Annotated in this window: 10 protein-coding genes, 3 tRNA genes and 1 pseudogene; 6 read left to right on the top strand and 8 right to left on the bottom strand. The window is 72.3% G+C overall.

Annotation, left to right across the window (positions count from 1 at the left end; translation table 11 throughout):
* The first annotated feature begins 49 nt into the window (after window positions 1-49).
* From AC07AZ_RS03925 to AC07AZ_RS03915, 3 genes are all read left to right on the top strand, one after another.
* Window positions 50-1876 (top strand): hypothetical protein, encoded by a 1827-nt coding sequence (locus AC07AZ_RS03925; RefSeq protein WP_478843533.1) that lies wholly within the window; start codon window positions 50-52, stop codon window positions 1874-1876.
* 423 nt (window positions 1877-2299) lie between these two features.
* Window positions 2300-3802, top strand: coding sequence for a N,N-dimethylformamidase beta subunit family domain-containing protein (locus AC07AZ_RS03920; RefSeq protein ID WP_478843531.1), 1503 nt, complete (start codon window positions 2300-2302; stop codon window positions 3800-3802).
* An 85-nt stretch (window positions 3803-3887) separates the two neighbouring features.
* Complete coding sequence (locus AC07AZ_RS03915) at window positions 3888-4787, top strand: phosphoribosylaminoimidazolesuccinocarboxamide synthase (protein WP_478843529.1); 900 nt, start codon at window positions 3888-3890, stop codon at window positions 4785-4787.
* A 48-nt stretch (window positions 4788-4835) separates the two neighbouring features.
* Here the strand turns inward: AC07AZ_RS03915 and AC07AZ_RS03910 are convergent.
* The 8 genes and pseudogenes from AC07AZ_RS03910 to AC07AZ_RS03875 all read right to left on the bottom strand — a co-directional run bounded on the left by AC07AZ_RS03910 (window position 4836) and on the right by AC07AZ_RS03875 (window position 9642).
* Window positions 4836-4908, bottom strand: a tRNA-Gly gene (locus AC07AZ_RS03910).
* 23 nt (window positions 4909-4931) lie between these two features.
* Window positions 4932-5543 carry a response regulator gene (locus tag AC07AZ_RS03905; RefSeq protein ID WP_478843527.1) on the bottom strand — a complete coding sequence of 204 codons (612 nt, stop codon included), beginning with the start codon at window positions 5541-5543 and terminating at the stop codon, window positions 4932-4934.
* Entirely contained in the window at window positions 5540-6766 is a 1227-nt protein-coding gene (locus tag AC07AZ_RS03900) for a sensor histidine kinase (RefSeq protein WP_478843525.1), read from the bottom strand. Before AC07AZ_RS03900 ends, AC07AZ_RS03905 begins: the two co-directional genes overlap by 4 nt.
* A 17-nt stretch (window positions 6767-6783) precedes the next feature.
* Window positions 6784-7560 (bottom strand): ABC transporter permease, encoded by a 777-nt coding sequence (locus tag AC07AZ_RS03895; RefSeq protein ID WP_478843523.1) that lies wholly within the window; start codon window positions 7558-7560, stop codon window positions 6784-6786.
* Between the two features lie 340 nt (window positions 7561-7900).
* Window positions 7901-8825, bottom strand: a pseudogene (locus AC07AZ_RS03890) (ABC transporter ATP-binding protein); the annotation flags it as partial.
* 149 nt (window positions 8826-8974) lie between these two features.
* Window positions 8975-9047: transfer RNA gene (locus tag AC07AZ_RS03885), tRNA-Gly, on the bottom strand.
* Window positions 9048-9127: 80 nt separating this feature from the next.
* Window positions 9128-9199: transfer RNA gene (locus AC07AZ_RS03880), tRNA-Gly, on the bottom strand.
* A gap of 125 nt (window positions 9200-9324) precedes the next feature.
* Window positions 9325-9642 (bottom strand): histone-like nucleoid-structuring protein Lsr2, encoded by a 318-nt coding sequence (locus tag AC07AZ_RS03875; protein ID WP_356031341.1) that lies wholly within the window; start codon window positions 9640-9642, stop codon window positions 9325-9327.
* A 340-nt stretch (window positions 9643-9982) separates the two neighbouring features.
* Between AC07AZ_RS03875 and purS the strand changes: the two genes are divergently transcribed.
* Genes purS through purL form a run of 3 tightly spaced genes read left to right on the top strand, consistent with a single transcriptional unit; the run spans window position 9983 to window position 13178 of the window.
* The gene (gene purS / locus AC07AZ_RS03870; protein ID WP_266399704.1) at window positions 9983-10246 is read left to right on the top strand and encodes a phosphoribosylformylglycinamidine synthase subunit PurS; all 264 of its coding nucleotides are present in this window, start codon (window positions 9983-9985) and stop codon (window positions 10244-10246) included.
* Window positions 10243-10923, top strand: coding sequence for a phosphoribosylformylglycinamidine synthase subunit PurQ (gene purQ / locus AC07AZ_RS03865; RefSeq protein WP_478843520.1), 681 nt, complete (start codon window positions 10243-10245; stop codon window positions 10921-10923). Before purS ends, purQ begins: the two co-directional genes overlap by 4 nt.
* Window positions 10920-13178: a phosphoribosylformylglycinamidine synthase subunit PurL gene (purL, locus tag AC07AZ_RS03860; protein ID WP_478843518.1), complete on the top strand. Its 2259-nt coding sequence runs from the start codon at window positions 10920-10922 to the stop codon at window positions 13176-13178. Before purQ ends, purL begins: the two co-directional genes overlap by 4 nt.
* The last annotated feature ends 145 nt before the right edge of the window (window positions 13179-13323 follow it).

Genomic DNA, 13323 nt, shown 5'->3' with positions numbered 1-13323 from the left:
CCAGCAGGGCCAGGCAGCCAGGACACCAGGGAGGGGGTGAGGTCAGGTCGTGACCGGTTTGGGTGTGGAGGCGGGAGCGCAGGTCGCGCGGTCGCGGGCACTGGCCGTGCTGCGCGTCCGCAGCCGGGCACTTGCCGTGGCGCTGCTGCCCGCGGCGTTCGCCGTGGTGCTGCTCGCCGGCGACCGGACCGGCCATCTCGTCGGGCCGGGCTGGCACACCGCCCGCTGGGTGACGACGTCGGCCGCCGTCGTCGTGCTGCTCGCCGCGGCCGGGGTCGCCCTGGTCGTGGCCCGAGCCCGCCCAGCCGTCAGCCCCACGGTCCAGATCGCCGAGGAGTCGGCCCCCGACCTGTACCGGATGGTGCGCGACCTCGCCGACCGCCTCGACGTGCCCGCCCCCTCCGCCCTGGCCCTCACCCCGGACTGCGACAGCTGGCTGGAGGACCGCACCCACCCGGCGCACGGCCCGCCCCCGACCGAGGCCCGCGACGAGATAGCGGGGGTCCGGGGCCTCGGTGCCTCCCGGCCGCGCTGTACGGCGGCCGCGCCCGTCCTCGTCATCGGCTCCCCGTTCCTGTGGTGGATGCGCGTCGGCGAGCTGCGCGCGGTCCTCGCCCCGGTCGTCGCCGGCACGGGACCCTCGGCGCACCCGGACATAGCCGCGGCCCGCCGTTTCGTACGGGGGCTGGACGCGGCCGTCGCCGTGGCCTCGGCACCCGGACGCGATCCCGTCTCCCGCGCGGTCCTCGCCGGCGTCGGCCGGGTCGCCCGGCTGATGCTGCGCGGCTGCCGGGTCCACGCCGCCGAGATGGAGCGCGGGGTCGCCGCGGCGGCCGCCGAGCGCGCCCAGGCCGTGGACTACGGCCTGCGGATCGTCGCCCAGGAGCAGGTGGGGCTGGCGTACGCGGGCTGGGACCGGCTGCTGACCCGTGTCGCGCTGCCCGCCTGGCGCATGGGCCGCTGGCCCGCCCGGCTGGACGCGGGCGTCGTCGCGGCCCTCACCGAGTTGTCCCGCCGGGACCGGCTGGCCGAGGGGTTCGCCTCCCGGCTGGGCGAGCGCCCGGCCTGTGACCTGCTCGAAGAGCCCGGCGCGATCGACGAGGCCGCCTCACTCCTGGCCGCCCGCCTCTTCCACGGCGGCCCCGCCGAGACCGGCCCGGACTGGTCCCCGGTGGACTGGCAGGAGTACCCGGACGAGGTGGTCGACCGGAAGTGGCGTGTCGACGCGGCCCGGCTCCACCGGGTCCTCGACACCCTGGGCGTCCGCCGCACCCCCGGCCCCGCCGCACCCAACCCCGTCGGCCCCACCCTGGCCCGCGTCCTCGACCACCTCACGGCGCCGCCGGACCCCGAGGCCACCGTCACGCCGCGACCCGCTCCCCACGACGAAGCCGCCCGGCCCCGCGTCCCCGCCGCCTACGAGGCCATGGGCCGGGACGACGAAGAGGACGACGCGGTCCGCGGCAACGAACGGAGCTCCGCCCTCGCCGCCGGTCTCACCGCGGAACTCGCCCGCGAGGAGGCCGCCGCTCCCGCGGACCCCGGCGTGCCGGCGGGCGCGGCCGGTCAGGCCCCCGACACCGCCCTGTGGGACGTCGGTGCACTGCCCCTCTTCCCGCTCCAGCCGCCCCGCACGGCCCGTGAGCTGCTCGCCGACCACGTCACCGCGATGGTCTGCTGCGCCGCGATGGACACGGCCGGGGCGATGCCGGGCCTCGACTGGCTCGACGGCCCCTCCCTCCTCATCAACGGCGAACGGGCGGTCGACCTGACCCCCCGCGTCCTCAGCCTCGTCGAGGACGGCGACCCGGCCCCGCTTCAGGCGTGGCTGATCGAGTCGGGGATACGTCCGGAGAAACCGGTACGACTCGTCTGACGCCGGCCCCCGCCGGACCGCCGTATCGGAGGGGCCGATTCCACTTTCGGCCAATTCGCGACGAATAGTGACAGTCCGCGTGCGTCATGTGATGTGCTGGGACCGTTCGCGCACATGGCAGGGGACTAGGCCAGGTGACCGTCCCGCCCCAGCCGCCCCGGCACAGGCGTCCCACCACGGCACCACAGAGCCACGGCACCACAGCGCCACAGCACCGCAGAGCCACGGCACCACAGCGCCACAGCACCGCAGAGCCACGGCACCACAGAGCCAACCCGCACACCACGGCGTCAGGAACAGACCCACCAGCCACACCACACCCACCACGCACCGCCGGACCACCACGCACCGCCGGACCACCACGCACCGCCGGACCACCACTCAAGACGCACCACCACGGGGGCAAGAGGGAGGGGAGCGACCATGGGCACGGGATCGGAGCACAGCCGCCGCTGGGAGTCGGGAGCGCTGGCGCACGCGGTGACGGACCCCTTCGGCCAGGGCCCGGTTCCCTGGCTCCGGGGCAGCGAGACGTACTTCGGCGACACCGGGCAGATGGTCCCCTGGTACGTCGAGGCGGACCCGGCCGCCGACCCGCGGGCGGACAGGCCGAGGATTCCGGCCCCCCGCGCCGCCGGAGGCCCCCGCGCCGCCGACGACGTGCGGCGCCAGATCAAGGGCTTCACCTCGACCGGCGCGGTCCAGCCCGGCGAGGCCGTCGACTTCCACATCACCGTCGACCCGCCCCAGGAGTTCAGCGTCGACGTCTACCGCATCGGCCACTACGGCGGTGACGGCGCGGCCAAGATCACCACCAGCCCCCGGCTGTCGGGGATCGTGCAGCCGCCGCCGCTCACCGCGGACCGCACGGTCTCCTGCCATCACTGGTGGCTGTCCTGGCGGCTCCAGATCCCGAGCTACTGGAGCGCCGGCGCGTACGTCGCCGTCCTCACCACCGCCGACGGCTACCGCTCCCACGTCCCCTTCACCGTCCGCGACCAGCAGCCCGCCGACCTGCTCCTGCTGCTGCCCGACATCACCTGGCAGGCGTACAACCTCTACCCGGAGGACGGCCGCACCGGGGCGAGCCTCTACCACGCCTGGGACGACGACGGCCGGCTGCTGGGCGAGTCCGACGCCGCGACGACGGTCTCCTTCGACCGGCCGTACGCGGGGGCCGGCCTCCCCCTGCACGTCGGTCACGCCTACGACTTCATCCGCTGGGCCGAGCGCTACGGCTACGACCTCGCCTACGCGGACGCCCGCGACCTGCACGGCGGTCACATCGACTCCACCCGCTACCGCGGACTGGTCTTCCCCGGGCACGACGAGTACTGGTCGACGGCCATGCGCCGCACCGTGGAGAACGCCCGTGACCACGGCACGTCCCTGGTGTTCCTGTCCGCCAACAGCCTGTACTGGCAGGTCGAGCTGGGCCCCTCGCCCTCCGGTGTCCCCGACCGGCTGCTGACCTGCCGCAAGCGCAGGGGTCCGGGCCGTCCGCTGCTCTGGCGGGAGATCGACCGCGCCGAGCAGCAGCTGATCGGCATCCAGTACGCCGGCCGGGTCCCCGAACCGCACCCCCTGATCGTCCGCAACGCCGGCCACTGGCTGTGGGAGGCGACCGGCGCACACGAGGGCGACGAGATCGCCGGGCTGGTCGCGGGCGAGGCCGACCGCTACTTCCCGCGCACCCCGCTGCCCGAGCACGAGGACCGCATCCTGCTCGCGCACTCGCCGTACACCGACGCCGACGGCGCCCTCCGCCACCAGGAGACCTCGCTGTACCGGGCCCCCTCCGGCGCGCTGGTCTTCGCGTCCGGGACGTTCGCCTGGTCGCCGTCCCTGGACCGGCCCGGCCACGTCGACGCGCGGGTGCAGCGGGCCACGGCGAACCTCCTGGACCGCGTCTGCAAACGTGGCTGACCGTCCACCTCCAGGTCCCCGTGTCCGCGGCGATTCCCGGATACGGGAGAATCGAGGCACTTGGACAGAACCACGGGGAGGAACCGTGTCCGGATTCGTCGAAAAACCCGAGCCGCTCCAGGTTCCGGGCCTGGTGCACCTCCACACCGGCAAGGTGCGCGATCTGTACCGGAACGAGGCGGGCGACCTCGTGATGGTCGCCAGCGACCGCATGTCCGCCTACGACTGGGTGCTGCCCACCGAGATCCCCGACAAGGGCCGCGTCCTCACGCAACTGTCCCTGTGGTGGTTCGACAAGCTCCGGGACCTGGCGCCCAACCACGTCCTGAGCACCGAACTGCCCGCCGGCGCCCCCGCCGACTGGGCCGGCCGCACCCTGGTCTGCACGTCGCTCCGGATGGTCCCGGTCGAGTGCGTGGCCCGCGGCTACCTCACCGGTTCCGGCCTCGCGGAGTACCAGGAGTCCCGCACCGTCTGCGGCCTCGCCCTGCCCGAGGGCCTCGTCGACGGCTCGGAGCTGCCCGGCCCGATCTTCACCCCGGCCACCAAGGCCGCGGTCGGCGAGCACGACGAGAACGTCTCGTACGAGGAGGTCGCCCGCCAGGTCGGTGTGGAGACGGCCGCCCACCTGCGGCAGACGACCCTCGCCGTCTACAGCCGCGCCCGCGACATCGCCCGCGACCGGGGGATCGTCCTCGCGGACACCAAGTTCGAGTTCGGCTTCGACGGCGACACCCTCGTCCTCGCCGACGAGGTCCTCACCCCGGACTCCTCCCGCTTCTGGCCGGCCGACCAGTGGCAGCCGGGCCGGGCGCAGCCCTCGTACGACAAGCAGTTCGTCCGCGACTGGCTGACCTCGGCGGAGTCCGGCTGGGACCGGAAGGCGGAGCAGCCCCCGCCGCCGCTGCCGGAGCAGGTCGTGGAGGCGACCCGCGCCAAGTACGTGGAGGCGTACGAGCGTCTGACGGGCACCAGCTGGAGCTGACCCGTACGACGAAGGCCCCGGTCGATGACCGGGGCCTTCCTTCGCACGAGCGGACGACCAGGTTCGAACTGGCGACCTCAACCTTGGCAAGGTTGCGCTCTACCAACTGAGCTACGTCCGCGCTGCGCCGTGGCGCGAGAGCAACTATACCCAACCTCGCTCCCGGGCGAGCCGCACCGCCGCATGACGGTTGTCCGCCCCGAGCTTGGAGACGGCCGACGAGAGGTAGTTCCGCACGGTTCCCTGCGACAGCGCGGCCCGGCGCGCGATCTCCGAGACCGGAGCTCCGTCGGCGGCCAGCTCCAGCACCTCGGCCTCCCGCGAGGTCAGCGGCGAGTTGCCTGCGGCGATCGCGTCGGCGGCCAACTCCGGGTCGACGTAACGGCTCCCGGCGTGCACCGTGCGGATGATCTCCGCGAGCTGTCGGGCGCTGACCGTCTTCGGCACGAATCCGCGCACGCCCGCCTCCAGGGCCCGCTTCAGATGGCCGGGCCGGCCGTGACTGGTGACGATCAGCACCCGGCAGTCGGGCAGTTCGGCGCGCAGCGATGTGGCGACCTTCACACCGTCCGCGCCGGGCATCTGCAGATCGAGGACGGCCACGTCGGGGGCGTGGGACAGCGCCATCGCCAGGGCCTCGGGCCCGCTGGCCGCCTCCGCGACGACCACCAGGTCGTCCTCCAGGGACAGGAGCGCGGCGAGCGCGCCCCGGATGAGGTGCTCGTCGTCGGCGAGCAGCAGGCGTACGGGGCTCATACGACGACCTCGCTCACCGTACGGGGGGCCGGCAGCGGCACCGTGGCCACCACCCGGAACCGGTCCTCGGCGACGGCCCCCGCCTCCAGCGTCCCCTCCACCGCCGTCAGCCGCTCCCGCAGCCCCGTCAGCCCCGAGCCGCCCACTCCCGCAGGGCCGTCGGCCCCGTCGTTCTCCACCGTGAGCACCACGTGCTCCGGTGTCACCAGCAGAGCCACCGCGCACTGCCCCGCGTCCCCGTGGCGCAGCACGTTGGTCGTCGCCTCCCGGACCACCCAGCCGAGCGCCGACTGCACCTCGGCGGGCAGCCCGGCGGCCTCACCGCTCACCTCGCACCGGATGCCCGCCGCAGTCAACACGCCCTGCGCACCGGCGAGTTCGACACCGAGATCGGCGTCGCGGTATCCCCGTACGACCTCCCGGACCTCGCGCTGCGACTCCCGCGCGATGCGTTGCACCTCGGTCATCTGGTCCACGGCCTCGGGCCGCCCGCGCCGCGCCAGCTGCACGGCCAGTTCGCTCTTCAGCGCGATCACGGCCAGGTTCCGTCCCATCACGTCGTGCAGGTCGCGCCCGAACCGCAGCCGTTCCTCGGCGACGGCGAGGCGGGCGCGGGTCTCACGGGCCTCGTCGAGCGCGTAGACCGCGTCGAGGAGCCAGACGGAGAACAGGGAGGTGAGGACGAGGAATCCGGCACCGACCAGCACGGCGAGCAGCATGCCGAACGCGCCGGGCGCGGAGAGCCCCAGCGGGAGCGCCAGGACTCCGGCGGCCGCCGCGAAACCGCCCACGACCGCCGGCGCGTGCCACCGGTCGCGCACGCCGAGCGCGACGCCACCGGCGCCGAAGCTGAGCACGCCCACGAAGAGGGCGTCCGCCGTGGAGCGGGTCCCGTCGCCGGCCGGACCCAGTTCGCTGACGGCGATCGCCGTCGCCGCGATCACCAGGGTGACCGCGGTGAGCCCCCACAGCAGACGTGTGGGCCGCTCACGGCGTCCGCGCGTCCAGTCCAGTGCCCGTGACGCGGTGACCGCGCAGAACACCGCGTGCACGCCCACCATCAGGAGCAGCCAGGCCGCCCGCCGCGCCGGCGCCTGGCTGAGCGCCGGGAGCCCGAACGTGGCGACCTCGACCACCATGAAGAAGTGGAACGACCACCGCGTGTACGTCTCGACCTTCGCCGGCGTGCTCTTGCCCCGCCACCATCCCACCGGAGCGCGCACCTCGCTCCCTCCGTCCGTCAGCGTCGCGGCTCCCACCGGAACCACCGCCGTACAGCAAACACTCCCGCGGCGGTCCAGGCCAGGGCGACCAGCAGCGGTCCGAGCGTCTCGTACGCGGACAGGTCGCCGCTCCAGCCGCCGCGCACGAGGGTGATCACCGGGGTCAGAGGCAGCAGTTCGCACAGCACGGCCGTCCGGTCGGGCAGCAGTTCCAGCGGTACGACGACCCCGGAGCCCGTCAGCGAGACGAGGACCAGCGGCAGTGAGGTGACCTGCGCGCTCTCCGCGGTCCGCGTGAAACCGGCCGTGACCGCGGCCAGGACCGCGCACAGCACGAGGCCCAACAGGATTCCCAGCAAGGCGAGTTGGGGCGCCCTGGGGGCGGGCACGTCGAGCAGGACGGCGCAGCCGGCCGCCAGGAGCAGCGACTGGGCGAGACCGAGGGCGGCGGCCGGCAGGGTGGCTCCGCAGAGGATCTCCACGTCGCGCGGCTCACCGACGCGCAGCCGCTTCAGGACGAGTTCCTCACGCCGGGCGGCGAAGACACCGACGAGCGTCGTGTAGACGGCGAAGAGCAGCGAGAAACCGATCGCGGCGGGCAGCATGACCAGGCCGACGCTGAGCCCGGCGTCGCCTAGATCCATCCCGTCGGCCAGTGACCACACGCTGAACGGCAGCGCCAGCGGCACGAACACGGCCGACAGCAGCGCGGTCCGGTTGCGCCCGAGGAGCGTCAGCTCGGCCCGGGCCAGGGCCACCATCCGCCCCGCCGGGGTGGTCAGCACGTCGCTCATGCCACGTACTCCTGACTCGTGCCCGCGGCGGACCGGCCGGCGGCGCACTGCTCCGGCGCCGGCGCCTCCGGCTGCCCCCGCCCCGGCCCGCCCGGCCGGGCTCGCTCCGGCCCGTCCTGCCGTGCCCGCTGCCGCTCCGGCGCGTCGGGCGCGTACGGCTGTGTCCGCTTAGGCCCGTCCGGCCGTGCCCCCTCCGGCGCGTCCGGCCGGGCTCGCTTCGGCGCCCCCGGCACGTCCGGCTGTCCCCGCCCCGGCGCACCACCGCCCTCCCGCGGTCTCCCTCCCGAAGCCCGCCCTTCCCGCTGCCCCCGCCCTTCCCCCTGCCCCTGTCCCTGCCCCGACGCCTCCCGGGCGATTCCCAGGAACGCCTCCTCCAGCGAGGCCGGGCGCACGTCCAGCCGGCGGAGTTCGACGCCTGTCTCCTCGGCCCACACCAGCAGCCGGGTGGCCGTCCGCTGGAGCTGTCCGGTGCGCAGCCGGACCAGGCGGCCGTCGGCCTCGTGTCCGCTCACGCCCAGTTCACCGAGCGGCGGCAGGTCTCCGACGAAGTACCCCTCGGGCAGTTCGAAGGTGATCCGGGACGGCTGCCCGGCGGTCACCTCGTCCGGCGTCCCGGCCGCCGCGATCCGCCCGTCGTGCAGGATGGCGAGCCGGTCGGCGAGGTCCTCCGCCTCCTCCAGGTAGTGCGTGGTGAGCAGCACGGTCGTCCCCGCGTCCCGCAGGGCCCGCACCAAGTCCCAGGTGGCCCGGCGCCCTTCGGCGTCCAGCCCGGTCGTCGGCTCGTCGAGGAACAGCACCTCGGGCTCACCGAGCAGTGCGAGCGCCAGGTCCAGGCGCCGCCGCTCACCCCCGGAGAGCTGCTTGACCCGTACCCCGGCCCGGCGTTCCAGTCCGACCAGCGCGAGCGCCTCCCGTTCGGGACGCGCCCCGCTGGTGCAGCCCGCCCACAGGCGCGCGGTCTCGGTGACGGTCAGTTCGGAGGGGAAGCCGCCCTCCTGGAGCATGACGCCGGTGCGGGGCCGTACGGCGGCACGGTCGGTGTACGGGTCGTGGCCGAGGACCCGCACCCGTCCGCCGGCCGGCCGCGCCAGCCCCTCCAGGAGTTCGACCGTCGACGTCTTGCCCGCGCCGTTGGTGCCGAGCAGGGCGAAGACCTCGCCGCGGCGCACGGAGAACGTGATCCCGCGTACCGCCTCGAACCCGCCCCCGTACACACGCCGCAGGTCGGTGACCTCGATCACGTGTTCGCGTTCGTTGGTGTCCATGCCTTCAGCGTCCCGGCGTCCCGGTCCCGGCAGCAGTGCGCGCTGTCATCACTCGGCATGACAGATGTCAGACGGGCGCCGAGGGTCACCGGACGACAACCGGGGGCACGACAAAGGCCCCAGTCGATGACTGGGGCCTTCATTCGCTGAGCGGACGACCAGGTTCGAACTGGCGACCTCAACCTTGGCAAGGTTGCGCTCTACCAACTGAGCTACGTCCGCATTGCCTCCGACCGGCTCTCACCGATCGGCGCGAGCACCATCCTACCTGATCCACCACAGTGGTCAGATCGGCGGTGCAGAGCGGGTGACAGGAATTGCACACTGCGCCTTCCCCCTGGAAGGGGGATGTTCTACTACTGAACTACACCCGCGTGTACTCCGTGAGGTGGGCTTTTCGGCCTTGCCCCTCGGCGTGCTCCAGACTCTAGCTGACCAGGAGGGGTGCAGCGCAAGTCGGGTCGTCCGAGGGGCGGGTGACCGGCCGTCGGCCCACGGCTCACTGCGCCTCGGCGAACGCCTCGTAGACCTTCTTGGGAATCCGGCCGCGCGCGGGGACGTCCATCTTGTTGGCCTGGGCCCAGGCCCGGACGGCCGCCGGGTCGGGCGCGACCTCCGTCTGCCGGTATGCCTTGCCGGACCGCGAGCGCTTGCGGCCGGCCTCCAGGTACGGCTCGAGAGCCTTACGCAGTTTCTTGGCATTGGCTTGGTTCAGGTCGATCTCGTACGACTTGCCGTCGAGCCCGAAGGCGATCGTCTCCGCCGCTTCCGAGCCGTCGATGTCGTCAAAGAGAGTGACCACGACACGCTGCGCCACGAATAATCGGTCCCTTCGTGCGGCATCTCTGCGATGACGTGCCAGGACGTCTCTGAGATGCCGACTGTCCGCCTGATATTGGGCAAAGTATCGGCTATTGCCAATTCATTTGTACAGTGCCCGGCAATGCATTGTGAAGCCCGACTAAATCTGCCCGCGTGTCCCGGCGCAATGGGTATGCCGGTGTGATCCGGGATCTTTCCCTGAACTTTTCGTGAAGGCACCCCTCCGATGCCGGATCGTGATCGCCGTCACGTAGATTCCTCCAACTCTACCCGCGTAGAAATTTTGTGCGGGTAGTCTGAAGGAACCTGCTCAGCACCACACACCGGGAGTGCCAGTGGCACGCGTCGTAGTCGACGTCATGCTCAAGCCGGAGATCCTCGACCCCCAGGGCCAGGCGGTGCAGCGCGCACTGCCGCGGCTGGGTTTCGAAGGCATCTCCGACGTACGTCAGGGAAAGCGATTCGAACTGGAAGTTGACGGGCCGGTCGACGAGGCCGCGCTCGCCCGCATCCACGATCTTGCGGAATCCTTCCTCGCCAACACCGTGATCGAGGACTTCACCGTCAAGGTGGAGGAAGTCGCGGGGGCCGCGAAGTGACCGCTCGTATTGGCGTCGTCACTTTCCCTGGCAGCCTCGACGACCGGGACACCCAGCGCGCGATCCGTGTCGCGGGCGCCGAACCGGTCGCCCTGTGGCACAAGGACAAGGACCTCAAGCAGGTCGACGCCGTGGTGCTGTGCGGGGGTTTCTCCTACGGCGACTATCTGCGGGCCGGAGCCATCGCGCGCTTCTCGCCGGTGATGGAACCGCTTCTGGAGCAGGCGAGGGCCGGTCTTCCGGTGCTCGGCATCTGTAACGGATTCCAGATCCTCACCGAGGCGCACCTGCTGCCCGGCGCGATGCTCGGCAACGACCACCTGCACTTCATCTGCCGTGACCAGAAGCTGCGGGTGGAGAACGCGGACACCGCCTGGACCGCCGACTACGCGGCCGGGCAGGAGATCCACATCCCGCTGAAGAACATGGACGGCCGGTACGTCGCCGACGAGCGCACGCTCGACATGCTGGAGGCCGAGGGCCGGGTCGCCTTCCGGTACCTGGACGTCAACCCCAACGGCAGTCTCCGTGACATCGCCGGCATCACCAACGAGGCCGGCAACGTCGTGGGCCTGATGCCGCACCCGGAGCACGCCGTCGAGTCGCTGATCGGTACCGGTCGTACCGACGGCCTGCCGTTCTTCACCTCGATCCTCAAGAAGCTGGTCAACGTATGAGCCGGACGCCTCTGGACACGGTCGAGCACGCGGCCGCGACCCCCGACGTCGAGCTGCCCTGGGCCGAACTCGGCCTGAAGAAGGACGAGTACGAGCGGGTCGTGGAGATCCTCGGCCGCCGGCCCACCGGCGCCGAGCTCGCCATGTACTCCGTCATGTGGTCCGAGCACTGCTCGTACAAGAGCAGCAAGGTGCACCTGCGCCAGTTCGGCGAGAAGGCCCCCCAGTCGGACGCCCTCCTCGTCGGCATCGGTGAGAACGCGGGCGTCGTGGACGTCGGCCAGGGCTACGCGGTCACCTTCAAGGTCGAGTCGCACAACCACCCGTCGTACGTGGAGCCCTATCAGGGCGCGGCCACCGGCGTCGGCGGCATCGTCCGCGACATCATCGCGATGGGCGCGCGCCCGGTCGCGGTCGTGGACCCGCTGCGCTTCGGCGCGGCCGACCACCCCGACACCAAGCGCGTCCTGCCGGGTGTCGTGGCGGGCATCGGCGGCTACGGCAACTGCCTGGGCCTGCCGAACATCGGCGGCGAGGTCGTCTTCGACGCCTGCTACCAGGGCAACCCGCTGGTCAACGCGGGTGCCATCGGTGTCATGCGGCACGAGGACATCCACCTCGCGAAGGCGTCCGGCGCGGGCAACAAGGTCATCCTGTACGGGGCCCGTACGGGCGGCGACGGCATCGGCGGCGCCTCGATCCTGGCGAGCGAGACCTTCGACGACGCCAAGCCGTCCAAGCGCCCCGCCGTCCAGGTCGGCGACCCCTTCCAGGAGAAGCTCCTCATCGAGTGCACCCTGGAGGCGTTCAGGGAGAAGCTGGTCGTCGGCATCCAGGACCTCGGCGCGGCCGGCCTGTCCTGCGCGACCTCCGAGCTGGCCTCCAACGGCTCCGGCGGCATGAGCGTCACCCTCGACGACGTGCCCCTGCGCGACTCCACGCTCTCGCCCGAGGAGATCCTCATGAGCGAGTCGCAGGAACGCATGTGCGCGGTGGTCGAGCCCGCGAAGGTCGAGCGGTTCCTGGAGATCTGCGACAAGTGGGACGTCATCGCCACCGTCATCGGTGAGGTCACCGACGGCGACCGCCTGGAGATCTTCTGGCACGGCGGCAAGATCGTCGACGTCGACCCGCGCACGGTCGCCCACGACGGCCCGGTCTACGAGCGCCCCTACGCCCGCCCGTCCTGGCAGGACGCCCTGCAGGCGGACGACGCGAACAGGCTGCCCCGGCCGACGACGAGCGACGAGCTGAAGGACCAGGTCCTCAGGCTGGTGTCGTCGCCGAACCAGGCGTCCAAGAAGTGGATCACCTCGCAGTACGACCACTTCGTGCAGGGCAACACCGTCCTCGCCCAGCCCGAGGACTCCGGGATGATCCGGATCGACGAGGAGACCGGCCTCGGCGTCGCCATCGCGACCGACGGCAACGGCCGGTACGCCAAGCTCGACCCGTACGCGGGCGCCCAGCTGGCCCTCTCGGAGGCCTACCGCAACGTGGCGACGACCGGCGCCAGGCCGCTCGCCGTCTCCGACTGCCTGAACTTCGGCTCGCCCGAGGACCCGGCCGTCATGTGGCAGTTCGCCGAGGCCGTCCGCGGCCTCGCCGACGCCTGCCAGCAGCTCGGCACCCCGGTGACCGGCGGCAACGTCTCGCTGTACAACCAGACCGGCGACGCCGCCATCCACCCGACCCCGGTCGTGGCGGTCCTGGGCGTCATCGACGACGTGGCCCGGCGCACGCCGGTCGCCTTCCAGGAGGAAGGGCAGCTGCTCTACCTCCTCGGCGACACCCGTGAGGAGTTCGGCGGCTCGGCCTGGTCCCAGGTGATCCACGACCACCTCGGCGGCCTGCCCCCGAAGGTCGACCTGGAGCGTGAGCGGCTGCTCGCCGAGATCCTGATCTCGGCCTCCCGCGACGGCATGATCGACTCAGCGCACGACCTGTCCGACGGCGGTCTCGTCCAGGCCGTGGTCGAGTCGGCGCTGCTCGGCGGCAAGGGCGCCCGGCTGGTCGTACCGGACGGGCTCGACGCGTTCACCTTCCTCTTCTCCGAGTCGGCGGGGCGCGCGGTCGTCGCCGTACCGCGCTCCGAGGAGCTCCGCTTCACCGACATGTGCGGGGCGCGCGGTCTGCCCGTCACGCGCGTCGGTGTCGTCGACGGTGACACGGTCGACGTGCAGGGCGAGTTCGCGCTCTCCCTGGACGAGCTCCGGACGGCCCACGAGGAGACCATCCCGGCGCTGCTCGCGTAACCCCCGTCCCGGCATCCGCCCAGCGGAGCGCCGGGACGGTCCCGCGCCGCTGAAGGCCCCGCCCGTTTCGACGGACGGGGTCTTCTCCGTGCCGGCCCACGGACACCGCCCGCGCGATCCGGGGGCCGCGAGGGCGGGCGTTAGG

Source organism: Streptomyces sp. NPDC043878 (assembly GCF_056435735.1).
The sequence above is the reverse complement of the archived record's forward strand: the minus strand, read 5'-3'. Positions and strand labels throughout refer to the sequence as shown.

Coding starts and splice junctions, on each gene's coding strand:
- AC07AZ_RS03895 (WP_478843523.1), bottom strand. CDS start 7,560: ATGAGCGACGTGCTGACCACCCCGGCGGGGCGGATGGTGGCCCTGGCC.
- AC07AZ_RS03920 (WP_478843531.1), top strand. CDS start 2,300: ATGGGCACGGGATCGGAGCACAGCCGCCGCTGGGAGTCGGGAGCGCTG.
- purL (WP_478843518.1), top strand. CDS start 10,920: ATGAGCCGGACGCCTCTGGACACGGTCGAGCACGCGGCCGCGACCCCC.
- AC07AZ_RS03905 (WP_478843527.1), bottom strand. CDS start 5,543: ATGAGCCCCGTACGCCTGCTGCTCGCCGACGACGAGCACCTCATCCGG.